This is a genomic window from Variovorax paradoxus (assembly GCF_022009635.1).
Taxonomy (GTDB): domain Bacteria; phylum Pseudomonadota; class Gammaproteobacteria; order Burkholderiales; family Burkholderiaceae_C; genus Variovorax.
On the sequence record NZ_CP091716.1, the window covers coordinates 535,408 to 557,667 of the forward strand.

General features: G+C 66.3%; 24 protein-coding genes. 22 read left to right on the plus strand and 2 right to left on the minus strand.

The window, feature by feature from the left end; translation table 11 throughout:
• The first annotated feature begins 81 nt into the window (after positions 1-81).
• The 21 genes from L3V85_RS02685 (at position 82) to L3V85_RS02785 (ending at position 18,624) form a co-directional block, all read left to right on the plus strand.
• Positions 82-804 carry an XRE family transcriptional regulator gene (locus L3V85_RS02685; RefSeq protein ID WP_237677882.1) on the plus strand — a complete coding sequence of 241 codons (723 nt, stop codon included), beginning with the start codon at positions 82-84 and terminating at the stop codon, positions 802-804.
• 116 nt (positions 805-920) lie between these two features.
• A complete protein-coding gene (locus L3V85_RS02690; RefSeq protein ID WP_237677883.1) occupies positions 921-1,496 on the plus strand; it encodes a lysozyme in 576 nt (191 codons plus the stop codon).
• On the plus strand, positions 1,493-2,104 hold the full coding sequence (locus L3V85_RS02695; protein WP_237677884.1) for a hypothetical protein: 612 nt from the start codon (positions 1,493-1,495) through the stop codon (positions 2,102-2,104). Before L3V85_RS02690 ends, L3V85_RS02695 begins: the two co-directional genes overlap by 4 nt.
• A complete protein-coding gene (locus L3V85_RS02700) occupies positions 2,101-2,370 on the plus strand; it encodes a hypothetical protein (protein ID WP_237677885.1) in 270 nt (89 codons plus the stop codon). The genes L3V85_RS02695 and L3V85_RS02700 overlap by 4 nt, the downstream gene beginning before the upstream one ends.
• 100 nt (positions 2,371-2,470) lie before the next feature.
• Entirely contained in the window at positions 2,471-2,950 is a 480-nt protein-coding gene (locus tag L3V85_RS02705; RefSeq protein WP_237677886.1) for a hypothetical protein, read from the plus strand.
• A 63-nt stretch (positions 2,951-3,013) separates the two neighbouring features.
• Positions 3,014-3,943, plus strand: coding sequence for a hypothetical protein (locus tag L3V85_RS02710; protein ID WP_237677887.1), 930 nt, complete (start codon positions 3,014-3,016; stop codon positions 3,941-3,943).
• Positions 3,944-3,984: 41 nt separating this feature from the next.
• Entirely contained in the window at positions 3,985-4,335 is a 351-nt protein-coding gene (locus tag L3V85_RS02715; protein WP_237677888.1) for a hypothetical protein, read from the plus strand.
• A 17-nt stretch (positions 4,336-4,352) separates the two neighbouring features.
• On the plus strand, positions 4,353-4,703 hold the full coding sequence (locus L3V85_RS02720; RefSeq protein WP_237677889.1) for a DUF1799 domain-containing protein: 351 nt from the start codon (positions 4,353-4,355) through the stop codon (positions 4,701-4,703).
• 90 nt (positions 4,704-4,793) lie between these two features.
• Entirely contained in the window at positions 4,794-7,052 is a 2,259-nt protein-coding gene (locus tag L3V85_RS02725; protein ID WP_237677890.1) for a phage tail length tape measure family protein, read from the plus strand.
• Positions 7,049-7,675, plus strand: a complete 627-nt coding sequence (locus L3V85_RS02730; protein WP_237677891.1) for a hypothetical protein — start codon at positions 7,049-7,051, stop codon at positions 7,673-7,675. The genes L3V85_RS02725 and L3V85_RS02730 overlap by 4 nt, the downstream gene beginning before the upstream one ends.
• Positions 7,672-8,289, plus strand: a complete 618-nt coding sequence (locus L3V85_RS02735; RefSeq protein ID WP_237677892.1) for a hypothetical protein — start codon at positions 7,672-7,674, stop codon at positions 8,287-8,289. Before L3V85_RS02730 ends, L3V85_RS02735 begins: the two co-directional genes overlap by 4 nt.
• Before the next feature lies 1 nt (position 8,290).
• The gene (locus L3V85_RS02740) at positions 8,291-8,707 is read left to right on the plus strand and encodes a DUF6950 family protein (protein WP_237677893.1); all 417 of its coding nucleotides are present in this window, start codon (positions 8,291-8,293) and stop codon (positions 8,705-8,707) included.
• A 128-nt stretch (positions 8,708-8,835) separates the two neighbouring features.
• Positions 8,836-12,885 carry a phage tail tip fiber protein gene (locus tag L3V85_RS02745; protein ID WP_237677894.1) on the plus strand — a complete coding sequence of 1,350 codons (4,050 nt, stop codon included), beginning with the start codon at positions 8,836-8,838 and terminating at the stop codon, positions 12,883-12,885.
• A gap of 3 nt (positions 12,886-12,888) precedes the next feature.
• The gene (locus L3V85_RS02750) at positions 12,889-13,500 is read left to right on the plus strand and encodes a DUF4376 domain-containing protein (protein WP_237677895.1); all 612 of its coding nucleotides are present in this window, start codon (positions 12,889-12,891) and stop codon (positions 13,498-13,500) included.
• Positions 13,501-13,524: 24 nt separating this feature from the next.
• The gene (locus L3V85_RS02755; protein WP_237677896.1) at positions 13,525-13,962 is read left to right on the plus strand and encodes a phage tail fiber protein; all 438 of its coding nucleotides are present in this window, start codon (positions 13,525-13,527) and stop codon (positions 13,960-13,962) included.
• Between the two features lie 13 nt (positions 13,963-13,975).
• Entirely contained in the window at positions 13,976-14,989 is a 1,014-nt protein-coding gene (locus tag L3V85_RS02760; protein ID WP_237677897.1) for a phage tail protein, read from the plus strand.
• 2 nt (positions 14,990-14,991) lie between these two features.
• On the plus strand, positions 14,992-15,603 hold the full coding sequence (locus L3V85_RS02765) for a hypothetical protein (protein WP_237677898.1): 612 nt from the start codon (positions 14,992-14,994) through the stop codon (positions 15,601-15,603).
• Positions 15,604-15,609: 6 nt separating this feature from the next.
• Entirely contained in the window at positions 15,610-16,092 is a 483-nt protein-coding gene (locus tag L3V85_RS02770; RefSeq protein WP_237677899.1) for a hypothetical protein, read from the plus strand.
• A 188-nt stretch (positions 16,093-16,280) separates the two neighbouring features.
• On the plus strand, positions 16,281-16,592 hold the full coding sequence (locus L3V85_RS02775) for a DUF3649 domain-containing protein (RefSeq protein WP_237677900.1): 312 nt from the start codon (positions 16,281-16,283) through the stop codon (positions 16,590-16,592).
• Positions 16,589-18,256 carry a PepSY-associated TM helix domain-containing protein gene (locus tag L3V85_RS02780; RefSeq protein ID WP_237677901.1) on the plus strand — a complete coding sequence of 556 codons (1,668 nt, stop codon included), beginning with the start codon at positions 16,589-16,591 and terminating at the stop codon, positions 18,254-18,256. Before L3V85_RS02775 ends, L3V85_RS02780 begins: the two co-directional genes overlap by 4 nt.
• Positions 18,256-18,624 (plus strand): DUF3325 domain-containing protein, encoded by a 369-nt coding sequence (locus L3V85_RS02785; protein WP_237677902.1) that lies wholly within the window; start codon positions 18,256-18,258, stop codon positions 18,622-18,624. Before L3V85_RS02780 ends, L3V85_RS02785 begins: the two co-directional genes overlap by 1 nt.
• Positions 18,625-18,634: 10 nt before the next feature.
• On the opposite strand, the gene L3V85_RS02790 is transcribed toward L3V85_RS02785, so the two are convergent.
• Positions 18,635-19,702, minus strand: a complete 1,068-nt coding sequence (locus L3V85_RS02790; protein ID WP_237677903.1) for an aldo/keto reductase — start codon at positions 19,700-19,702, stop codon at positions 18,635-18,637.
• Positions 19,703-20,234: 532 nt separating this feature from the next.
• Here L3V85_RS02790 and L3V85_RS02795 point away from each other — a divergent pair.
• A complete protein-coding gene (locus L3V85_RS02795) occupies positions 20,235-21,074 on the plus strand; it encodes a plasmid fertility inhibition factor family protein (protein WP_237677904.1) in 840 nt (279 codons plus the stop codon).
• Between the two features lie 31 nt (positions 21,075-21,105).
• On the opposite strand, the gene L3V85_RS02800 is transcribed toward L3V85_RS02795, so the two are convergent.
• Positions 21,106-22,257 (minus strand): TnsD family Tn7-like transposition protein, encoded by a 1,152-nt coding sequence (locus L3V85_RS02800; protein ID WP_237677905.1) that lies wholly within the window; start codon positions 22,255-22,257, stop codon positions 21,106-21,108.
• Positions 22,258-22,260 lie beyond the last annotated feature (3 nt).

The window sequence follows — 22,260 nt, forward strand, 5'->3', positions numbered from 1 at the left end:
ACACGATTTCAGACATCGTGCAGGTTGAAAAAATACCTGCACGTGTCTAGGATGTGCGCGTTCGCACAAATCAAAGTTATCGTGAAGCCGCAAATCAACACTCCACCCGACGACGACCAGGTGAAGGCTCGCGTCGGCGAGCTGGCTCTCGCGCAAGGCGCGCGGGTTCGCGATCTGCGCAAGCAGAAGGGCCTCACCATCGACGACCTCGCCCAGCGCAGCGGCCTGCACTTCAATACGGTGGGCCGCATCGAGCGGGGCGTGAGCGACGCCAGCCTCGAGCAGCTCTACGTGATGGCGCTGGCGCTCGGGGTCGATCCGTCCGAGCTCAACCCCTTCCAGCCCGCCAACCCGCCCAACCAGTTGTCGAGCGGGCTGGACGACGAGGTCTTCGTGCTGGTCGAGTTGCTCGACGTGCGCGTGAGCGCCGGCAGCGGCGCCATCAATGGTTCGCAGGAGCACATGGGCCGCTTCGCGTTCAGCCGCTCGTGGATGGCGCGCAAGGGCGTGAAGCCGGTGCATGCGCGCATCGTCCATGCGCGCGGCGATTCGATGGCCGACAAGATCAACAACGGCGACATCCTGCTGGTCGACACCGCCACCAAGTCGCTCGACCAAGACGGCGTGTACGTCATCCAGCTCGACGGCCACGACTACGTGAAAGTGCTGCAGCGCGACTTCTCTACCGGCGGGCTGCAGATCATCAGCTACAACCCCGCGTACAAGCCGCAGGTGCTGAGCGCCGAGCAGGCCGCGGAACTGCACATCAGCGGCCGCGTCGTCTGGCACGGCGGCGAAATCTGACGCGCCGCCACAGGCGCCACGGCGCGGCGCGCAAGGCGCACTGAAACAGAAATGAAGAAAGGGGCCGGCTCATGTCGGCCTCAGTCGTTTGACCCCTTCGCCCGACCATTCGGGTCATGGGCAACGACATCACTCGAACACTCTTCAAGCAGCAGCAAACACACCAGCGCGGCCAGGCGCCGCGCCAGTTGCTGGCCGCGCTCGCGCTGAGCGCGGCGGGGCTGATCGGCATCGTCGCGCGCGAGGGCTACAGCGACAAGGCCTACCCCGATCCGGTGCACGGCACGGCCGTGCCCACCATCGGCTTCGGCACCACGGCCGGCGTGCGCTTGGGCGACACCATCACGCCCGTGCCCGCGCTGCAGCGCGCGTTGCGCGACGTGCAGGCTTACGAAGGCGAACTCAAGCAATGCGTGAAGGTGCCGCTGCACCAGCGCGAGTACGACGCGTACGTGAGCCTTGCCTACAACATCGGCGCCTTCAACTTCTGCACCGGCGGCCAGAAGGGCCGCACCTCGGTGCTCGTGCAGCGCCTGAACGCGGGTGACTACGCGGGCGCGTGCAACGCCATCCTCGGCTGGAAGTACGTCGGCAAGACCGACTGCTCGGCGCCCGGCAACAAGACCTGCGCGGGCATCTGGAAAGACCGCCTCAGGCTGCATGCGCAGTGCATGGGGAGCGATGCGCCATGAACCTCACCGCCAGGGCCTGGGCCGGCCTCGTTGCCGGCGCCGTCGCGGCGTTGCTGCTCGCGGCCTGCGCGTTCGCGATCCATGGTGCCGGCCGCATGCAGGAGCGCGCCGCCTGGCAACAGAAGGAAGCGCAGCGTGCCACGCAGCTCGCGCAAGACCTGCAGGCCGAGTACGAGCGCGGACGCGCCGCCTCGGCGAAGTACCAGCTCGGCGCGAGCGCCCTGCAGTCCAGCTATCTCTCTCTCGAAGGCCCGACCCATGATTTGCGCCAGCGCGTTTCTCTCGTGCTCCCTCCCGCCGTTCCCGAGCGCCGCGCGCGGCAGACCGCCTGCACCGCGCCGGCCGCTGCGCCCGAACCGCATGCCGATGGCCCTCATCGCCTCAGCCTTGCTGCTGTCTGGATGTGGAACAGCGCCCTCGCGGGCACCGACGTACCCGCGGGTGCCTGCGGACTTGCTGACACCTCCGTCGAAGCCTGTGCTGCTGATTCCGGCCTCACCGTCGACGACGCCTGGACCAACCACGACATCAACGCCCGCTCATGCGCCGCGGACCGGCTCCGGTACCGCGCGCTGATCGAGTTCCTTACAGAAAGACCCGCCCCATGAGCGAACCCCACGCACGCACGCAGGAGCTGTTGCTGCTCGGCCAGATCCACGGCCTGGTGCAGGCCTTGAAGGACGGACAGGACCGGCAGAACCGCCGCATGGATGGCTTCGACACGCGCTTCGACGCGCTCGACGGCCGGCTGCGCACGGTCGAGCAGCGCGCAGCCGTGTTCGGCGCCGCCTCGGGCGGCGCGATGGCCATCGGCACCGCGCTGCTCGCGGAGGCCGTCAAGCAGTGGTTCCGCAACGGACCCGGCGGCAACTGATGCACGGATGCAAGGGGGCGGCGGATGTCGGCCTCAGCCATTCGGGCCTTCGCCGCGACAGTTCATACACCAACCCATCAACACCCAACGGAGCCCAGGCATGAGCCGTCTCGACACTCTTCGCAGCGCCATCGTGCAGACGCTGAACACCGTGCCTCAGGTCGGTCGCGTGCACGACCGAGAGCGCTCCCTGGCCGACGAAGCCGCGCTACGCGCGCTCTTCATGTACGACCTGCCGGGCGGCGGCCAGCAACTGCGCGGCTGGTGGCTGCGCCGCACCGCCACCGAGGAGCGCAGCGTCAACAGCGGCCGCACGATGAGCGTCGACACCTGGACCGTGCAGGGGCTGCTCGCATTCGACGACGCCGCTGCCTCGGAGCTGGTGTTCGACGCCCTCGTCGAAGACATCCGCGACGCCGTGCGCGCCGACCCCACTTTCGGCGGCGCATGCGCTTCCGGACCGCTCACCGACGACAAGCGCACCGATGGCGTGCAGGTCGACGGCACCGGCCTCGTCAACTTCTGCGGCGTGCGTTGCCACGGCATCGCGCTGCAGCTGCGGACCTGGCACTACCTCTGACTGCACGCAGGCAGATCTTTCCTTTCGACAACCCAAACCAACCAACCAACGGAGAACGCCGACATGGCAAAACTCATGCGCAAGATGGCCATCCTGGCCAAGGCTGAAACGGTACGCGGCACCGACGCGGTGCCCACGGGCGCGGCCAACGCGATCCTGGTGAGCGAAGTCACGCTGACCCCCATCGAAGGCGACGTGGTCCAGCGCGACAACGTGCGCCCGTACTTCGGCTCGCGCGGCTCCGTGCTGGTCACGCAGTACAGCAAGATCGCCTTCTCGGTCGAGATCGCGGGCGTGGCCGCCGCCGGCGACGTGCCCGGCTATGCCGCGCTGATGCGCGGCTGCGCCATCGCCGTCACCACGGCCGCGGGCGTCAGCACCACCTTCGCGCCGGCCACCGACGCGCTGGAGTCGCTCACCATCTACGGCAACGTCGACGGCACCGTCTACAAGATGACCGACGCGCACGGCAACGTGAAGGCCACCATCAATGCCAAGGGCATCCCGAAGTGGCAGTTCGAATTCACCGGCCTGTTCGTGCCCGCCGAAGACGCGCCGCTGCCCGTGGCCGACTACACGAAGTTCATGGACCCGCTGGGCGTGAACAAGGCCAACACCACCCTCACGCTCGACGGCCTGGGCGTGGCCGCGAACGCCTTCGCCTTCGACGCCGGCAACACTGTCGTCAAGCGCGACCTGATGACCGTCGACGCCGTGGACATCACCGCGCGCGTATCGACCGGTTCCGTCACCTTCGAGAACACCTCCGTCGCGACCAAGGACTGGATCGGCATGGCGCGCGCCAGCCAGCGCGTGAACCTGGCGCTCAAGCACGGCCAGGGCGCGAGCAACGTCGTCGAGTTCCTGTCGCCGCGCGCGCAGATCGGCAAGCCCACCTTCAGCGACGTCGACGGCGTGCAGATGATCACCGTGCCGCTCGAGTTCGTGCCCACCGGCGCGGGCAACGACGAGTGGTCGATCGTCGTGCGCTGAGCTTCTCCGCCACTCACCACTGCACAGAGGAACAGACAGAGATGCCCCAGAAACTCAAGATCGCCGTCAAGCCGACCTTCGTCGCGCCGGTGCTGATGCGCGTGCCCGGCGACGGCCAGGTCGAGGAAGTGCGCTTCAGCGCCGTCTTCAAGCGCCTGACCAAGTCCGACAACGACATCTTGCAAAAGCGCCTGGACGGCCGCGACCTGACCGACAGGGAACTGCTCGACATGGTGCTGGCCGACTGGAAGGGCCTGGACGGCGACGACGGCGCGCCCTTCATCTGCACCGCCGAGAACCGCGCGGCGGCGGTGGAGGAGTGGCCGTCCTTCGAGGCCGCCATTGCCTACAGCTACTTCGAGCACGCCTACCCGGCCGCGGTAAAAAACTGAGAGGCGCCGCGCGCCTCGTGCTCGGAGCAGAGCATCGCGTCCACGACGAGCTGGACGACGATCTCCGAAGCCAGTGCGCGTCGCTCGGTCTCGACCCGACCCGGCTCGTCTCGTCGACGGCCAACGGCGGCGGCCCGCCACCCTTCGAGCTATGGCCGGAACACCAGGATGCATTCGAGGTGTTCCATGCCTGCCGAACGCAGTGGCGGGTCGTCGCGGGTGCGGCAGGCGCGTGGTTCCAGGGGCTCGACTTCGGCGCCGTCGACGTCGCCATGAGGCGCCTGGGCATTCCGCGCGCGCGGCAGCGCGAAGTGTTCCTGCAGCTGCAGGTGATGGAAGACGAAGGCATCGCGGTGCTGAACGCCTAGCGCCGACGCGGGCCCACGGCCAATCGAAGAAGCATGGGGCCGGCGGATGTCGGCCTCATTTTTTTCTTAGCTCAAACGGACCATACAGACATGGCTGCTGAACAAACAACTGGAATTCTTGCAAATGCCTCGGCGGTGACAAAAGAGGTACCTGCTGCAACGAATGCGCTGAGGGAATTCGCAGGCGCTGCCGAGGTCGCGAATTTGGCGCTGACAGTCCTTCGGCGCGAACCGCGCATCGAACTCGCCGTGAAGGCGACGCGCTATGTGGGCGAGGGCGCTGTCGACGGAATGAGGGAAGAGGCTGCGTATTCGCGGGCGAGGACGTCGAGTGGCAACTATGCCGGGGTAACGAACGACCAGCTCCGCAGAATGGAAGTCGAGATCGCAGGCACCACCGGCGGATCGCGTGCAAAAGCGGCCGAGGCCCTGAGCAGCCTGGTCGCCTCGGGCCAGGTGCAAGGCCAAGTCCTGCAACAGGCGGCCACCGCGGTCGTGCAGATGAACCGGGTGTCGGGCGTCTCGATCAAGGATGCTGTGGAGAATTTTTCCAAGCTGGCGGACGAGCCCGTGAAGGCTTCTGCGGAACTCAACAAGAGGCGCAACTACCTCACTCCGGACGTCGCCAAGCGAATGAGTGACCTTGAGGGGCAAGGCCAGAAGGAAGCCGCTGCCGCTGTTGCTCAAAAAGCCTTCGCTGTGGCGGTAGACCAGCGGGCCCGGCAGCAGATCGACGACATGACGTTCTTCGATAGCTGGCTGCTGCGTCTTCGTGAATTCAGCGATCGCCCGAAGGACATCGTGCGCAACGTCGGCCGCGGCACCACACTGCAGGAAGACTATGACCGAGCTTCTACGAAGCGTGACAACCGGCTTCGCCGCGATGGCGGTGCGGGTACTCCGATGGCCGAAACGCAAGGAGGAGCCGCTGTTGGATATCCGCTGCGACCTACAGCGTCAATATGGAACCGGGACAGTGAAAAGCTGAGGGAACTGCAAGCGCAGCAGGCCAGGTCGGCTGCATCGCAGGGAGAGAGTGCAAGTCGCGCAAAGGCGGCAGTCAGTGCCGAGCTGGATGCGAAAGACGCGCTCGAGAGCGACAAGAAGTCAGACGAGATCGCTCGAAAGGTCGTGGCTCTCCAAGGTGGAAAGGCGTCCCCCCCGTCGGCTTCCAGCGCGGGTGCTTCGACCACGAAGGCATCGATGTCCCGCAGCGCGAGCGCCGGCATTCAGCATGCCGAGGGGGCTGGACTGCGCCCCTGCATTGAGGTTGTGTGTGGCTGCAAAGCAGGCGCACCGGATCAGGCAAAGCAAGGTGTGCGCAAAGGTGAGGCAAGCGAAGTTGCACGACCGCAGGCCACGGCCAGCGAAGCCGCGGAGCGCGCGTCCGTTGACCCCGAACAAGCACGCCAGGCAGCGCTGCTCGAAAGCATGCGCAAGGCCACCTCCGGCGTACTCGAGCAGACGACGGCACTGGACGCCCAGAACACCGCCCACGGAAAAACCAAGTCGGCGCTGAAGGAACTGAACATTGCCCAGTTGGAGCGCCAATACCAGGACTTGGACAACACCGAGCAAGTGATTCCGGGCTATCTCGAGGCGCTGGGTGCGCGCATCGATGCCGAGAAGGAACTGCTGAAAGTCACTCGCAGTAGCGAAGGAATCGAAACAGCCGACAAGGAAAAGACCAAACGAGAAGCGAAGGCCAGCAAGATGTCCGACGACATCGGCGGTGCTTTCCGCGAGGGTTTCGTGAACTTGCTGGAAGGCAAGGAGAACGCGCTCGACAAGATGGGCGAGTCCCTGAAGAAGAAGATCGTCTCGTCGGTCGCCGATGCGCTCTACGACGCTTCACTGAAGCCGGCCGTCGAGGCCTTTTCGGGATGGTTTTCGGGCCTGTTCAAGGGGTCTTCTGCGGGTGCGGGCACAGCCGCTGGCGCAAGCTCCGGCGGAAGCTGGATCGGCAGTGCAGTGAGCACCGTGCTCGGCTTCTTCGGCGTCAAGAGCGCCAACGGCAACGTCTTCTCGTCCCCCGGCCTGCACGCCTACGCCAACAGCGTGGTCGGCCAGCCCACGTTCTTCCCGTTCGCGAACGGCATCGGCCTGATGGGCGAAGCGGGGCCCGAAGCCATCATGCCTTTGCGCCGTGGCTCCGACGGCCGCCTCGGCGTGAGCGCACCGGGTGGTGCGAGCGCCGCGCCTGCGATCCAGTTCGCGCCCTCCAACGTCTTCCACATCGACGCCCGTTCCGATCGCGGCGCGGTGATGGCCGACATGCAACGCCTGCTCGCGGAGAACAACCGCGGCCAGATGGAACAACTCAAGCGCGTGAAGGTGCTCCCCCAATGACCATCGTGACACTCCCGTCCGATCTGCCGGTGAAGCGGCAGGACTTCGGACTCCAGGCCTATGACCTGACTTTCAGCAACAGCGAGTCGGGCGCGATGCAGGTGGCCGTGCTCGGCCCGGCTCGCCGCACCTGCTCGCTCGTGAGCGAGGAGCGCATTCCGCTGATGCGCGAGGCAGCTGCCTGGCGCGTGCTGGTGCATTCGATGCGTGGCCAGGTCAATGTGCTGGCCGTGCACGACATGCTGCAGCCGGTGCCGCGAGGCACCGCGCGTGGTGTCTGGACCGCGGTCGCCGCGGCCGCGGGCGCGGCGGAGCTCACGATCCGCATGGGCGCCTCCGAGGCCGGCAAGACGCTGCTGCAGGGCGACTGGATCGGCGTCAACCAGGCGTCGAACCACCGGCAGATGCTGCATGTGCAGGCCGATGCGGTGGCCGATGCCGCCGGCGTGATCACGGTGCGCTTCGAGCCCGTGCTGCGCACGCCCGTGGTGGCCGGCAGCGCGGTCGTGTGGGACCGTCCGACCTGCCTGATGCGGCGGGTCGACACGAAGGCTTCCTGGGCTTCGGAGTCGCGCACGCAGGGCGGCTTCAGCCTGGACCTGATGGAGTCGTGGGAACAATGACCATCCAGACCAGCTCCGGCTTTCAGGCAGCCGCGCGCTCGCAGACGTACGGCCAGTTGGCCCTCGTCGAGCTCAAGCTGCGAAGCGGCACCGCGCGCTTCACCAACTGGCCTCTGTCGCTTCAGGTGATGGGCGAGACGTGGCAGGGCGTGGGCAACCTCGGCTCCATCGGCGAGCTTCACGAAAGCGAAGACGGCGCCGCCGAGAAACTGACGCTCACGCTGTCGCCCGTCGACATCGGCACGCGTGCACTCGCACTGGGCGACCCGAGCGACTACCAGGACCGCGGCGTGCGCGTGTGGATCGCGCTGCTCGATGCCGCCACGCTGCAGATCAGCGGCGAGCCGGTGTTGCGCTTCGCGGGCGTGATGGACCAGATGAAGATCGAGCGCGACGGCTCCACCGCAAAGATCGCGATGGACTGCCGCACCGCGTCTTACGACGTGCGTTCCAACCCCGCGTCCCTGCGCACCAACGATGCCCAGCACCAGGTCAAGCACCCTGGCGAGCGCGGCTTCGAGTACCTGAATTCCATGATCGGGTCGCCCACCGTGTGGGTCAACAAGTACCTGCAGATGGCCCTGAACTACTGGGCCCGAGCACGAGGCAAATGACATGACGAAGAACCTGGACGACTTCATCGCGGTGCGAAGAAACGCACCTTTCGAATACTTCCGGCACGACTGCGCGCATATCGCGGCCGACTGGGTCATCGAGCGCACGGGCAAGGACCCGCTCGCGGACCTGCGCGCACCCGATGCGCCCATCGGAAGAAAGCATCTGCTGGCCGCCTTGCGCGCGGTGCGCGCGGCGGGCGGCTTCATGTCGGCCGCTACTGCGCGGCTCGGCCCTCCCCTGCCCGGCGCGATGGCGCAGCGCGGTGACGTGGTGCTGGCTCGCAGCGGCGGCAAGGTCGGGCGCGTGTCGGGCTACAGCTTCGGGATCTGCACGGGTGGGCACATCGCCGCGCCCGCGGCGGACCGGCTCGTGTTCTTGCCACTTACCGCGGGGGTTGCCACATGGCGCGTTTGATTCGTTTCGCTCTTGTTCTTGGCGCGCTGCTGGGGATCTGCACTGCCGCTATGGCGGACCCAGTTTCGATTCTGAGTGCGATCGGTACCGCGGTGGGCGCGACCACGTCGGCGGTTGCCGTTGGCGGCATGATCGTCTCTACAGCGCTCTCCATCGTGGCAAGCGCCTACGGCAACATGCAGGCCAAGAAGCAGGCCAAGGCTGCGGCAGCCCGCAAGCTCGCTGAAGACGTCGCGAACATCAAGGAGCGCACCACCACGATCATCGCTTCCGATGCGCCGCACACCGTCATCTACGGTGAGCCCGCACCGGTCGGCGGCGCAGTGGTGGCGGTGCTCACCGGCGGCGAGTACAGCCACCTGAAGCATGTCGTGATGGTGCTGGCGGCGCACCCCTGCGAAGCCGTGACCGACATCCAGATCGAAGGCGTTTCGCTCGGCGCGCTCGATGCGAGGGGCTATTCGTCTAACCCCGAATTCATCGTCACCGATTCGGAAGCCATCGGCGGCGGTGTGCCGGGCGTCAACGTGCAGATCCACCTGTCGCCCGACGGCGTCGACACGGCCGACGCGTACATGCGCGAGAACCTCGATCCGTGGCCTGCCAGCAAAGGCCTGTGGACCGAAGCGCACAAGCTCAGCGGCTACACGTACATCGTTGTCACGCTCAACCTCTTCGTCGAGCGCTTCCAGGGCGGCCTGCCCACCATCACCGCGAACGTGAAGGGCAAGAAGGTCTACGACCCGCGCACCGGCGCGACGGCGTACAGCCGCAACCCCGCGCTGTGCCTGGCCGACTTCCTGCGCTCGGAAGAAGGTTACCTCGCGTCCAACGATCAGATCGACCAGAACGCGCTGATCGTTGCCGCCAACGCCTGCGACACGGCCATCTACAACCCCGGCACGGTGGCGGCCGATCGGCCCAACTATGGCGGCAGCGTTGCACGCTACACCTGCGACGGCATGTTCCGCTCGGACCAGGACCGCGACAGCACGCGCCAGCAGCTCGAGGACACGATGGCCGGCTACAGCCTCGAGTCGGGCGGTGTGTGGCGCATCCTGGCCGGCGCGTGGACCACGCCTGTCCTCGCGATGACCGACGACGACCTGCTGGCGCCCATGACCGTGGTGCAGACCTGCAACCCCGGCACCGCGCGCTACAACGGCGCAAGAGGCACCTACGTCAACCTCACCCGCAACGGCGTGTCGGAAGACTTCAAGCAGTACCAGAACGCCGTCTTCCGCGAGAGCGACCAGAAGGACAAGTTCCTCGACCTGGTGCTGCCCTTCACCACCGCCCATGCGCGCACGCACCAGATCGCGCGCGTGCTGGTGGAGCAGAGCCGCGGCGGCTTCGTGCTGCAGATCCATCCGAAGATGCTGGCGTGGCACCTGCAGCCGGGTGATCGCATCGTGCTCTCGAGCGCGCTCTACGGCTTTGCCAACAAGCCGTTCCGCGTGCAGGACTGGAGCTATTCGATGAGCTCGCCGCTGTCGTTCCAGGTCATCGAGGACGAAGAGGCCTTCTACGACACCGCCGACGAGGTGCTGCGCGACCCGTCGCCCAACACCAACCTGCCGAACCCGTTCCTGCTGCCCCAGCCTCCGCTCGACCTGCAGGTGCGCAGCGGCCAGGAGCAGATGGTGCAGCAGGGCGGCACGCTGGTGATCCGCGCGCGCGTGAGCTGGTCGGCGTCGGTGGAAGACGCCGTCCTGCGCGGCGGCAACGTGCAGGTGCAGTGGCGCACGACCACGCCGGTGGGCGACTGGCAGAGCGCCACGCTGCCGGGCACGGCCACCGAGACCTTCCTGCTCGGCCTCGAGGTGCACGGCGAGTACCAGGTGCGCGTGCGCTTCATGACGGCCTATGCGTCGAGCTACTGGACGATGGTGACGCACACGCTGCAGGGTGCGAGCGTGAAGCCGGGCGACGTCGAGGGGCTGAGCCTTGCCGTGGAGCCCGCCGGCGTGATGGCGCGCTGGTCCGCGCCGACGGGCATCGACCTGCTCGAATGGGGCGCGACGCGGATCTTCATCGGCCCGACCTTCGAGACGGCGGTGGAGCGATGGACCGGCAAGGCCCTGAATGCCAACATCGGCTGGCTGCCGGCGGGGACGGTGAAGGTCTGGGCGCAGCACGGCAATACGCAGGGTGTCTGGGGCATTCCGATCTCGGCCACGATCGACATCGCGCCACCCGCGCAACCGATCGTGCGCGGAGAGGTGTGGGGTGCGCAGATCGAGCTGGCCTGGCAGGCTTGCGGCACGACACAGCCGATCTCGGCATACATCGTCAAGGTGGGGCCGACGCTGGCGGAGGCGGTCGAGATCGGCCATACGGGCTCGCTCAACTTCGTGCGAACCGAGCCCGTGGCTGCCACGCGCATCTACTGGGTCACTGCATTCGACATCGGTGGCAATGCCAGTGATGCGGGGTATGTGCAGCTTGCGTCGCTGCCGACGATCGACGATGCGATCAAGGAGCTGCAGGAGGGGCTGGACGAGCAGGTTGCCGATCTGCTGAACGTCAACTCGGGCATCAGCGAGCGTCTGATCGACGAGGCCATCGAGCGCGGCACCGCGATCACGCATGTCGAGAAAGTGGTCACCGACACGGCTGAGCAACTGGCGCAGCGCATCGACATCGTCTCGGCTCGCGCGGTCGGCTATGTGCGTGCCAACCTGATCTTCAACGGCGGGTTCGAGTTCGACCTCGACAAGTGGGAGTTGCAGGGCAACGCCTGGGAGGTGATGGAAGACGACTGGGGCGCATCGGCAAGGCTTCATGCCGCAGCGCCCGCGAGTGGAAGGCTCGTCAGCGCCAGCTTCCCGGTCAAGCCCGGGACCTGGTACGCGGGTTCGGGCGACTCGATGTTCCAGAGCGACGTGGGTCAGAGCGGATTCGCGCTCGAGTTCTTCGACCTGACCGGCCATTCGCTGGGCATCACGGACACGCTCAAGGAAGGGCGGCACGGCTTCATGAACGAACAGCTCCGCCGCAACGACTTCGCGGTGGAGGCGATTGCGCCAGCCGCAGCGGTCACGGGCAAGGCCGTGTTCCTGTGGAGCGGCTATGCGGCGGGTGGCGGCATGGGCGTGCGTTTCGTGAAGGTCGAGCAAGGGCGCTTCCCGGTCACGCCATTTACGTCGGAGGCCAGCGACCGCGGTGCGGTGGCGGCCATTCGAGAGGAAGTGGTGGCCCGCGCGGCCGCCGACGCGGCGGAAGCGGCGGCCCGCACGACGCTGTCCGTGCGCGTGAACGGCGCCGAGGCGGCCATCGACCAGGAAGCCCAGGTGCGCGCCGACGAGACCGGCCGTCTGTCGGCCAAGTGGGGCCTGAAGGTGGTGGCCGGCAACAAGGTCGCGGGCGTGCTGCTCAACAACGATGGCCAGGAGAGCAATTTCACCGTGCTGGTCGACCGGTTCGCGATAGCTCAGCAGACGGCCGGTGGTGTCACGAAGTACCCCTTCGTGGTGGGGGCCGTGGGTGGTTCGCCGACAGTCGGCATCGACGGTACGCTGGTCGTGGACGGCTCGATCCTGGCGCGTTCGATCAGTGTCGACCGGCTGTCGGCGATCACGTCGCGGCTGGGTTACGTCACTGCGGGGCAGGTGGACATCTCGGGCGACGGCGTGGGCGGCTGGGGCTATCTGCGCAGTGCCAACAAGTGGTTCAACGACGGCGGCTGGGGATGGATCCTGGCGCGCCACACGAGCGGCGACACCTTCGTCGACATGACCTGCAACGGCATGGGCCTGCAGATGCAGAACGCCACGGGGCGGTTCCGGCTCTGGGGGCCCGGATTCAACCTGCAGAACGAAGGCCTGACGATCAATCAAGTCGACGTCATCGATACGTTGAACCTGCGTGGGCAGGCGGTTACCGTGCCGTCGTTTGCTTCGTCGGGGGCGAATGTGGTGTCGGTCAACCACCACGTGCCCGGCAGCGAGCCGCTGCACACCTTCATTCTGGGTTCGGTCTTTGTTTCGCAGACGGCACCAGTTTCGTTGACCGTCGATGGCGCGCTCCAGTGGCTAGGCGCCGGTATTGGCGGAACCACGGTAACTGGCGGCATTCAGGTGTTGCTGAACCCTGGCTCGCACACGCTCACTCTTTTCACGCCCGCGTCGGCCGGCACCGCGGGCTCCTCCATCTATGCGCTGTCCACGCGCCGCTGAACCATGCCTCACTTCACTGTCTACAACACCCGCACCGGCGAGATCCGCTGCACGGGCACGCAGGCCACCGTCGAGTGGTGCCATGCGCAGGCCCGCCCGGGCGAATCCGTTTACCTCGGGCATTCGGCGCCCGGCACCTTCATCCGGAATGGTGTACCCGAGCCGTTGCCGCAGCGGCCGAGCGAGCATCACGTTTTCGATTGGGCGGCACACGCCTGGCGCGATCCGCGCACGCCCGACGACCTGCGACGGCAACTCAAGGCCGAGCTGGCCGACGAGCGCTGGCGGCTCGAGACCGGTGGCCTGACGCTCGCCAGCGGGCTGCGCGTCAAGACCGGTCGTGAAGACCGCGCGACCTTTGCCGAGTCGCTTGCCGACATGGAGGCACGCGGGCTCGATCGCATCGACTTCAAGGCGGCCGAAGGCTTCGTCACGCTCACGCGGGATGAAGCGCTGGCCATCGCTCGCGCCGTCGCCGAGCACGTGCAGCGCTGCTTCAGCGCGGAGCGTGCCGCGCATGTGTTCGTCGACGGACTTCGCGACACCGACATCCCGGCCAGTTGCAGCCTGGCCGGATTCATGGGCGATCAGCCCGTCAACCCTTCGCTTGCATAACCAACTCAACCCCAGGAGCACCCAATGGCTTATTCACCCGCATCCGCCAACGCTTTCATCAAGCTGATTCTTCTCGGCACGCCCATCACCGGCCTTGCCGACAACGCCTCGGTGAACCCGTCGACGGACCTCTACATCAGCCTTCTCACCGCCGCTCCGGGCGCCGGCGCCAACCAGAGCACGAACGAACTCGTATATCCGGGCTATGCCCGCATGGCGGTACCGCGCAGCCCGGCCGGCTGGTCGGTGATCGGCAACGAGGCCTTTCTCGTCAATGCGCTGGAATTCCTGGAGGTGGCCGGCACCGCGACAGGCACGGCCACGCACCTGGGCATCGGCACCGCGGCGGCGGGCGGCGGCCTGCTGCTGCTGCACGGCGCCCTGACGCCCGTCATTCCGATCCAGGCCGGCGTGGTGCCGCGCCTCAAGACGTCGACCAAGGTCGCGTTCCTCACGGTCTGAACGGCACAGCGCGATGGCACACAAAACCGCCGACCGCATCCTGGAGAGCAGCGTCTCCGTGGGACTGGGCGCCTTTGTACTGGGGGGCGCCGTCGATGCCTATCGACCGTTCTCCGCAGCTGGCATGGCAGAGGGAGACACCTGCCACTACATGATCAACGCGGTCGACTCCGTCGGCCGCCCAACCGGCCTGTTCGAACTCGGCCGGGCCACGATGACAGGCGGCGCGCTCGCGCGCACGCTGGTCATCGCATCGAGCAACGACGGCGCAAAGGTCGACTTTCCCGACGGGCCGAAGCAGATCGGGCTGACCATCCTGTCGGCATCGACCGAGCAGCTCAAGGCCGACTGGCAGGAGGCCCTCGGCCTCGACCAGACGGGCATGGTCTGTTACTTCGCGCAGTCGGCGCCGCCCGCGGGCTATCTCAAGCGCAACGGCGCCGCGGTCTCGCGTACGACGTATGCACGGCTGTTCGAGAAGATCGGCACGACCTATGGCGCGGGCGACGGCTCGACGACCTTCAACCTGCCTGACGGACGCGGTGTCTTCGACCGGGGGCTGGACGACGGACGAGGATTTGATCCCGGCCGTACGTTGGGGTCCTATCAGGACAGCGCGAACCTGTCGCACGTGCATGGTGTCGTGGATCCCGGGCATGCGCATGCGATCACCGATCCTTCGCATGCGCACGGCGTCTATGACCCGGGGCACTCGCACGGCGCATGGACAGATGCGCAGGGCCATCACAGCCACGGGTTCGTCGCGCCACAGGTGTCTGGCGTCGGTGCCTATGCGGCCGGGCTCTTCGGACGGCTGGTCGATGGCGATGTGGGCAAGGGCACCGACGGCGCCGGCAATCATGCTCACAACGTCGGTGTCGGCGGCTCTGGCACGGGCATCAGCATCTACGGTGCCGGCACAGGCATCGTCATCAAGACCGGCCCCACCGGCATCTCGCTGAACACCAGCGGCGACACCGAAGCCCGCCCACGCAACAACGCGTACCTCGCGTGCATCAAGTACTGACCATGAAGAAAACCAAGACCGTCTATTCATTCGGCCCCGACCGGCTCTACATCGGCCCCGTCGAACTCGACGAGAGCGATCTCTCGCCGGCCGACGAGGGCGAGGTCTGGCTTGTCCCTGGCAACTGCCTGGTGGCGGAGCCGCCGCCGTCCGTCGAAGGCAAGCGCTACTTCGCTGCCGCCAACGGTATGTGGATTGCCGAGGACATTCCGGTGCCGGAACCTCTTCCCGAGCCGCCCGTAACACCGGAACCGGAAGCGCCGGCGAACGAGCCGCCGGTGACGCCCGAACCGCACGTACCGACCCTCGAGGAGCGTGCCGCGGCCTTGCGCGTCGAGGTGCAGAAGCATCTCGATGCCACCGCGGTCGCCTACGGCTTCGACGACATCAGGACCGCGGTCACCTATGCCGACGAGCCCGCGGTTCCGCGCTTCCAGGCGCAAGGGCGTGCCTTTCGTGCCTGGCGCTCGCTGGTGTGGGACTTCTGCTATTCGTTGCAGGAAAAGGTCGCGGCCGGTCAGGCCGACGAGCCGACGCTGGAGCAGCTTCTGCAGATGCTGCCGGTGTGCGACTTCCTCGCGTTCCAGCCGGCTCCCGAAACCCCCGTGGAGTAGCACCAGATGTTCGGCGCATTGACCTTCGGAGCCTCGACTTTCGGCGCCAAGCCGTTCTCGGGTGCTCTCGTCTTCGAAGTGGCGGGCCTTCTGACGGCGAAAACCGACGTGGAGGGCGCTGGTGCCGCACGGGCTTCGTCCGGCGGCCTGATCGAGCTGAATGCAGAGGCCAGGGCGGGACTGATCGCGCTGCGCAGTGCCGTCGGGGTGGCTACGCAGGCGGCTTCGCTAGGCGGGCGGAGTTCGATCGTGTCCAACGTCAACGGGCTTGTTTCGCAGTCTGCGCCGTTGATGGGCGTGGGTTCTGCCGTTATTTCCTCGGAGGGTGACGTTGAGGCATCGGCTGAGTTCCTGGGATACCGTCTGCGAGCGTACGACCAGCTGTTCCCCGCCAACGTGGCGAACGGCGACGTGGTTCAGATCGGCGCGCGGCTGTACGAATGGCGCGCGAACGCAGGCCGCTGGCGTCCGGCGGGTCCGGCGCCCTGAGACATTCATTGACGCAGGGCTAAGCCCCGGGGCGGTGCCGATGCATCGCCCCGGGGCTTTTTGTGTGGGTGTGCCAATGCGGTGGAGCAGGAGGAGGTTGCGCCAAAGATGAGTATCATTCTCATTCTCTCAAGCCTCTCTTTCCCCATGAATCCCCGAACGACCCACCCCGCCGTCCGGCGCGCGTCGTGACCTCCGGCCTTCGTTACCGCCTCGGCGTAGCCGCCCGCGCCATTGCCGCCATCTTCGGCGGTTATGGCGTCGCCGCCCTGTCCGCCGCCGTGCTCGGCCTGTGCCTGCCTGTCGCCTTCGGCATGGCGCGCAGCGAAGCCACGATGACCGGCACGCTGTCGTCCTTCCTCGTCTTCGCGCTCGCCGTGATGTGGGTCTTCGCCGCGCGCACCGCGCTGCGCGCCTGGTCCGGGCTGGCCATCGCCGCGGCGTCGCTCGGCGCGCTGCTGCTCGTGCTCCTGCGGTTCACCGGGGGCGCAGCGGCATGAAGGAAGGTTTCCGCCAATCGATGGCGTGGCTGCACACCTGGTCGGGCCTGCTGGTCGGCTGGGTGCTGTTCATGGTCTTCGCGGCCGGCACGGCGTCGTATTTCAAGGACGAGATCACGTTCTGGATGAAGCCCGAGCTGCACGCCGCCGCCCAGCCCGCCGTGCCGCCGGCCCGCGCCGTCGAAAGCGCCGTGGCCTATCTGCAGCAACGCGGCGCGGACAGCCCGCGCTGGTTCATCAACCTGCCGAACGAGCGCCAGCCGTCGACCGACGTGCTCTGGCTCGCGGCGCCTCCATCACCTGCTGCCGCCGCCGCGTCCGACGGCAAGGACAAGAAACCGCCGCGCCGCCGCTTCGACCGCGCATCGCTCGACCCGGCTACCGGCGAGCCCGTCACCGCGCCGCGCACCACTCGCGGCGGCGAGTTCCTCTATCGCCTGCACTTCGACCTGCACTACATGCCCGCGCTGTGGGCGCGCTGGATCGTGGGCTTCTGCGCGATGTTCATGCTGGTGGCGATCTTCAGCGGCATCGTCACGCACAAGCGCATCTTCAAGGACTTCTTCACCTTCCGCCCGAAGAAGGGCCAGCGCTCGTGGCTCGATGCGCACAACGTGACGGCGGTGCTCGCGCTGCCCTATCACCTGATGATCACGTACACCGGGCTCGTCACGCTGATGTTCCTGTACATGCCCTGGGGCCCGCAGGTGGCCTACAAGGACCGCGGCGGCGAGCAGGCGTTCTTCTCCGAGGTCTTCCCCGGCGGCGGCCGCGACCAGGTCAAGGCCTCGGGCAACAGGGTGCCGCTCGCGCCTATCGCGCCGATGATCGCGCAGGCCTCCGCGCACTGGAACGGCGCGGCCGTGGGCCGCGTCACCGTGCACCAGCCGAACGATGCCAACGCGGTGGTCTCGCTCACGCGCGCCGAAGGGCCGCAGCTGTCTTACGACCAGCCGTCGATGCAGTTCAACGGCGCGACCGGCGCGCTGATCGCCACCTTCGGCGACGTGCCCAAGCCCGCCGCCGAGACGCGCGGCGTGCTCTACGGCCTGCACATCGGCCGCTTCGCGAATCCGCTGTTGCGCGCGCTGTTCTTCCTCTCCGGCATCGCGGGCTGCCTGATGGTGGCCACGGGGCTGCTGCTGTGGGCGGTGAAGGAACGGCAGAAGTTCGCGAAGACGCTAAAGCAGGGCGGGCGCGTCAGTTTCGGGCTGCGGCTGGTCGACGGGCTCAACCTCGGCGCCATCGCCGGCTTGCCCCTTGCGATGGTGGCGTTCTTCTGGGCCAACCGCCTGCTGCCGGTCGAGATGGCCGAGCGCGGCGAGGCGGAGATCCGCTGGTTCTTCATCGTCTGGGGCGCGGCCGCCGTGCTGGGCCTGCTGCGGCCGACGCTGCGCATGTGGCAGGCACAGCTGTCGCTCGGTGCGCTGCTGTTCGTGCTGCTGCCGGTGCTCAATGCGTTCACCGGACCCGCTCCGCTGACGGTGAGCCTGCGCTCGGGCCCGAGCGCGGTGGCGGGCTTCGATCTCGTCTCCATCGCGCTGGGCCTGGGGCTGGCGAGCGCGGTCTGGCTCGTCGAGCGCAAGCGCCGCAAGACCATCGCGCAGAAGCAGGCCACGAAGACGCCGCCGCAAGGCCTGGCCACGTCGGAAGGGGGCTCGTGATGCATGCCCTGCTCCTTGCGCTCGTGTTCGCCGCCTCGCTCGCGGGCTTCTGTGCGTTGAGCCTCGCGATGGACCGCCACAGCGAAGACGTGTTCGGCCGCGGCAGCACGCCCGGCCCGTGGCGGCGCTGGCTGCAACTGGGCGGCACCGCGCTGCTGTGCCTGTCGCTGGGCGCGAGCCTGCAGGCGGCCGGCGGCAGCATCGGCTGGGTGCTCTGGCTGGGTGCGCTCACGGCGGCCGCGCTCACGACGGTCGGCCTGCTCAGCGCGGTGCCGGGCCGCTTCCACTGGATCGCCTCCGCAACCGCGGTGCTCGCGCTCGGCGGAACGCTGCTCTACCTGCTGCTGACCGCCCTGCTCTCGGCCTGACGACCGCGCCTCAGGCCGGCCGCCGCACCGAGGTGCCGCCCGACAGCACGCCCTGCGTCATCGGCAGCGCCATGAAGTCGTGCGGGAACCCCATCGTCACGGCGCTCACCGCGTCGAGCAGTTGCAGCGTCTCGTCATCGAGCACCACGTCGAGCGCGCCGAGGTTGTCCTCGAACTGCGCGAAGGTGCGCGCGCCGATGATCGGCATCACCACCGGCGCGCTGCGATGCAGCAGCCATGCCAGCGCGATTTGCGCCGGTGAGCGGCCCTGCGCCTTCGCGATGCGCGACACCTCGTCGGCGATGTCGAGCGTGCGCGCGGTCAGTGCGCCGTTGCCGGCGGCCACGTCCTTGCGCGTGCCCGTGACGCTCGAATCCGCGCTCTTGCGGTGGTCGAGGTCGGCGCGCGTGTACTTGCCCGACAGCACACCGCTGGCCAGCGGCGACCATGCCAGCACGCCCAGGCCGAGTTCGCGCGCCATCGGCAGCAGCTCGCGCTCCACCGTGCGCTCGATCAGGCTGTGCTCGATCTGCAGCGCCACCAGCGGGGCCCAGCCGTGCAGGTCGGCCAGCGTCTGCATGCGCGCGATCTGCCAGGCCGGCGTGTCGGAGACGCCCGCGTAGAGCACCTTGCCCGCGCGCACGAGGTCGTCGAAGGCGCGCATCACTTCGTCGAAGGGCGTGAGGTTGTCCCAGATGTGCAGGTACAGCAGGTCGATGTAGTCGGTGCCCAGCCGCTGCAGGCTGGCCTCGACCGAGCGGACCATGTTGCGGCGATGGTTGCCGCCGGCGTTCGGGTTGCCGGGCTGCGTGTTGAGCGAGTACTTGGTGGCCAGCACCACCGACTCGCGCTTGCCGGCGACGAACTGACCCACCAGCTTTTCGGAGCTGCCGTTGGTATAGAAGTTGGCGGTGTCGATGAAGTTGCCGCCGCGCTCCACGTAGGCGTCGAACATGCGGCGCGACTCGCTCGCGTCGGCGCCCCAGCCCCAGTCGCTGCCGAAGGTCATGGTGCCCAGCGACATGGGGCTGACGCGCAGGCCGGAGCGGCCGAGGGTGAGGTAGTTGTCGAGTTTCATGGCGAATGTCCTTTGCGGTGGTGGGTGAGTGGCGCCGCGGTCGTCGTGCCAACGCCAAATAGAGTTCTTTACTGAAAACGGCTTAGGCCCTTGATCTTTCGAGGTTCATCCGATTCGGTTCAAGGCGGAAGTTCTTTACTGGGATGCCCGGGCCCGCCTCTGGCAAGTTGTTTACCCGCCGAATCGAGCCAGGCGGGGTGCAGTGAAGTTAGTGCCCGGTCGCCATGGGAAAAAGCCGGGGCACCTTCAAGCCATGTGAAGCTGTACTTCAAGACCTCTGGCGATTGCGGGAGGGGGGTGTGAGAAAGCGGTGAACTGCTGTCTTCCTTCTGTTCTCCCAGACGCGAAGTTCATGCGGCAGAATCACCGTCAGATAGCCTGATGGGCTACGACGCGTGGCGGTGACCGTTACCTGTCGCTCACGCTCAAGTTCTGAGCACGACGAAGACTGGTTCAAACAGACTTCTTAGATTTGGTTTCTTCGTTGGGCGGCCGGCAAAGAAGGCGCTGGAATCTTGCCGACTAGAAAACCATGAACGTAGAGCAACTCAAGCTACTCGCTCAACGCCTGCGCGGCGTGCTGGAGCGGCGGAATCAACCAATCGGGCACAGTCAATCGCTCGACGAGATTGCCGCCCTGCCGGGCTTGCGAAATTGGCCGGAGGTGCTTGCTTTTCCCCACCGGGTCGCCGCGTTTGAACTCGACATTCTTGTGGCAGAGCGTTTGGCGAGCAGATTGAAAGAGCACCACGCAGTCGACCTGATGCCGCGGGCGCTTCTAGGGGTTCTGGTTGGGAACGGAACCCGCCAGATTGCGGTGCAGAGCATCAATCCGTGGGATACGAGGAAGAGCGCCGTGTACGAAGTTGCTCTCGAATCATGCGAGTTCGCCTACATGCGAGTAGATGCGTCGAACTGCAGGAACAACGAGCGCGTGGTGGTAGTAGTCGATGCACAGCGCTTTCTGTCTCATTGGAGAGCTGACCGCAATGGGCATCACGTGGCCGAGGCCAATGGGAATCCGAGCACCTGGATTCATGACTACAAATTTGAATTCGCCGTTGACGGTTTCGCGCTCGGTGCCGCGAACCCGGTTCCTCTAGCGCAAGTAGGATTCTGGCTCAAACCCAATGTTCGGCGATCCAAGATGAGCAATTTGATGGGTGATGCTTCTGAACCGTCGACTACGCCTGTCGTTGCGTTCACCGACGGCATCACGCGCACTTTTTGGCTGCTTGTGCAAGGTGCTCCGAGTTTTCCTGTCGAATGCTCGCGTAGTGAAGCCGAGCTGCTCTCGCACTGGTGTGGGGCCTCTGGCGTAGCGCCTCAAAGTGTCGCTGAGATCACGGGCATGACGGATGATTCCGATTGATCAGCGGGGCTAGATTTCAACTGGCCACAGCTTATGTCGCTAGCGGCAGTTCCCCCTCGGGGTCAGCGGGCTTTTTGACTACCGAGATGAGAACAGGTGGTTCCATGTGATCCCTCCCGACGTCAAAGATGCGCTGATACGTGCGTCCACATCTGCAAGCGAAGATTCCGCAAATGCGCTTCCCATTGCGATGGACGCTTACGTGTTTGATGGGAGGCACTTCATCATTTCTGTGAATCGGGTTCGGGCATTCCCAAGGCCCGTCCCCGAACACGGCCCGGTCCGGATAGTCCGCCATAAATTGGTCCAGCAGGACGTAGTACAGGGGATGCACCGCGGGCCTGTATTTGCGGAGCACCACCTGCACCCAATGAGAACTGCCCGCGCGCCCGCTCAGCGGACTTCGCAGCATTTCAAAAAACGGGCCTAGGGACCGGGTGATCAAATCCGCTGCGCGCGTCCGGTCAAGCTTTCCTGGCGAGCCCAATGTCTCGGCCAACCTCGAGACATAGTGAGCCGAGAGTTCCTGTGCAATTGGTGCTCCGTCGCCCGCGAGGAGTGCCTTGCTGCGCAGCGAAATGCGATGCAGCCTCGGGAGCTCGTGCCAGAGCCGCTCGGGAACGAGCGGACTCTTATCAGCAGGGCAAAGCTCGGCGGACGCAGGGTGGAAATACCTTTCCCGCATTGGGGCTCTGTACATACGCAACGATGTGCCGTGTGTCGGGCAGACCACCACGCCGGGTAACAGATGTTCACGCTTCCAGTAGAGCTCCCCGAATTGTGTGAGCATCTCCTTCCGGCACTCATCGCAGTACTTGAGTTGCACCATGCGTCCTGTGGAGAAAGCAAGCATCCCGCTGTGACGATTGTGCTTTTGCACGTGCGCGCAGCGCATTCTTTCGCGCAGTCGTTCGCGACCTGACGCTGATTCGAAGGCCGCAAAGTAGGGGAACAGGGTCAGCTCATCGATTATTCGGTCTGCGGTGAGGCCGGCGCGTTCCGGGATCTGGGTCGCCAATACTTCCAGGTTGCCTGGCATGTCGAAGACCGGCGTGGCGTATGGCAGCTTGAAGAGCTGCGTCATGAAGTCCCGCATGTCCGGCTGTCCCAGATGCCTCCACAGCCTGGCCAGCACGCTGTAGAGGACTTCATCGGGATAGGGCTTGGGGAAGTACGTCAGCATTTT

Coding starts and splice junctions, on each gene's coding strand:
- L3V85_RS02695 (WP_237677884.1), top strand. CDS start 1,493: ATGAACCTCACCGCCAGGGCCTGGGCCGGCCTCGTTGCCGGCGCCGTC.
- L3V85_RS02730 (WP_237677891.1), top strand. CDS start 7,049: ATGACCATCGTGACACTCCCGTCCGATCTGCCGGTGAAGCGGCAGGAC.
- L3V85_RS02755 (WP_237677896.1), top strand. CDS start 13,525: ATGGCTTATTCACCCGCATCCGCCAACGCTTTCATCAAGCTGATTCTT.
- L3V85_RS02735 (WP_237677892.1), top strand. CDS start 7,672: ATGACCATCCAGACCAGCTCCGGCTTTCAGGCAGCCGCGCGCTCGCAG.
- L3V85_RS02725 (WP_237677890.1), top strand. CDS start 4,794: ATGGCTGCTGAACAAACAACTGGAATTCTTGCAAATGCCTCGGCGGTG.
- L3V85_RS02745 (WP_237677894.1), top strand. CDS start 8,836: ATGATCGTCTCTACAGCGCTCTCCATCGTGGCAAGCGCCTACGGCAAC.
- L3V85_RS02715 (WP_237677888.1), top strand. CDS start 3,985: ATGCCCCAGAAACTCAAGATCGCCGTCAAGCCGACCTTCGTCGCGCCG.
- L3V85_RS02760 (WP_237677897.1), top strand. CDS start 13,976: ATGGCACACAAAACCGCCGACCGCATCCTGGAGAGCAGCGTCTCCGTG.
- L3V85_RS02770 (WP_237677899.1), top strand. CDS start 15,610: ATGTTCGGCGCATTGACCTTCGGAGCCTCGACTTTCGGCGCCAAGCCG.
- L3V85_RS02785 (WP_237677902.1), top strand. CDS start 18,256: ATGCATGCCCTGCTCCTTGCGCTCGTGTTCGCCGCCTCGCTCGCGGGC.
- L3V85_RS02790 (WP_237677903.1), bottom strand. CDS start 19,702: ATGAAACTCGACAACTACCTCACCCTCGGCCGCTCCGGCCTGCGCGTC.
- L3V85_RS02705 (WP_237677886.1), top strand. CDS start 2,471: ATGAGCCGTCTCGACACTCTTCGCAGCGCCATCGTGCAGACGCTGAAC.
- L3V85_RS02710 (WP_237677887.1), top strand. CDS start 3,014: ATGGCAAAACTCATGCGCAAGATGGCCATCCTGGCCAAGGCTGAAACG.
- L3V85_RS02700 (WP_237677885.1), top strand. CDS start 2,101: ATGAGCGAACCCCACGCACGCACGCAGGAGCTGTTGCTGCTCGGCCAG.
- L3V85_RS02780 (WP_237677901.1), top strand. CDS start 16,589: ATGAAGGAAGGTTTCCGCCAATCGATGGCGTGGCTGCACACCTGGTCG.
- L3V85_RS02750 (WP_237677895.1), top strand. CDS start 12,889: ATGCCTCACTTCACTGTCTACAACACCCGCACCGGCGAGATCCGCTGC.
- L3V85_RS02740 (WP_237677893.1), top strand. CDS start 8,291: ATGACGAAGAACCTGGACGACTTCATCGCGGTGCGAAGAAACGCACCT.
- L3V85_RS02765 (WP_237677898.1), top strand. CDS start 14,992: ATGAAGAAAACCAAGACCGTCTATTCATTCGGCCCCGACCGGCTCTAC.
- L3V85_RS02800 (WP_237677905.1), bottom strand. CDS start 22,257: ATGCTGACGTACTTCCCCAAGCCCTATCCCGATGAAGTCCTCTACAGC.
- L3V85_RS02795 (WP_237677904.1), top strand. CDS start 20,235: ATGAACGTAGAGCAACTCAAGCTACTCGCTCAACGCCTGCGCGGCGTG.
- L3V85_RS02690 (WP_237677883.1), top strand. CDS start 921: ATGGGCAACGACATCACTCGAACACTCTTCAAGCAGCAGCAAACACAC.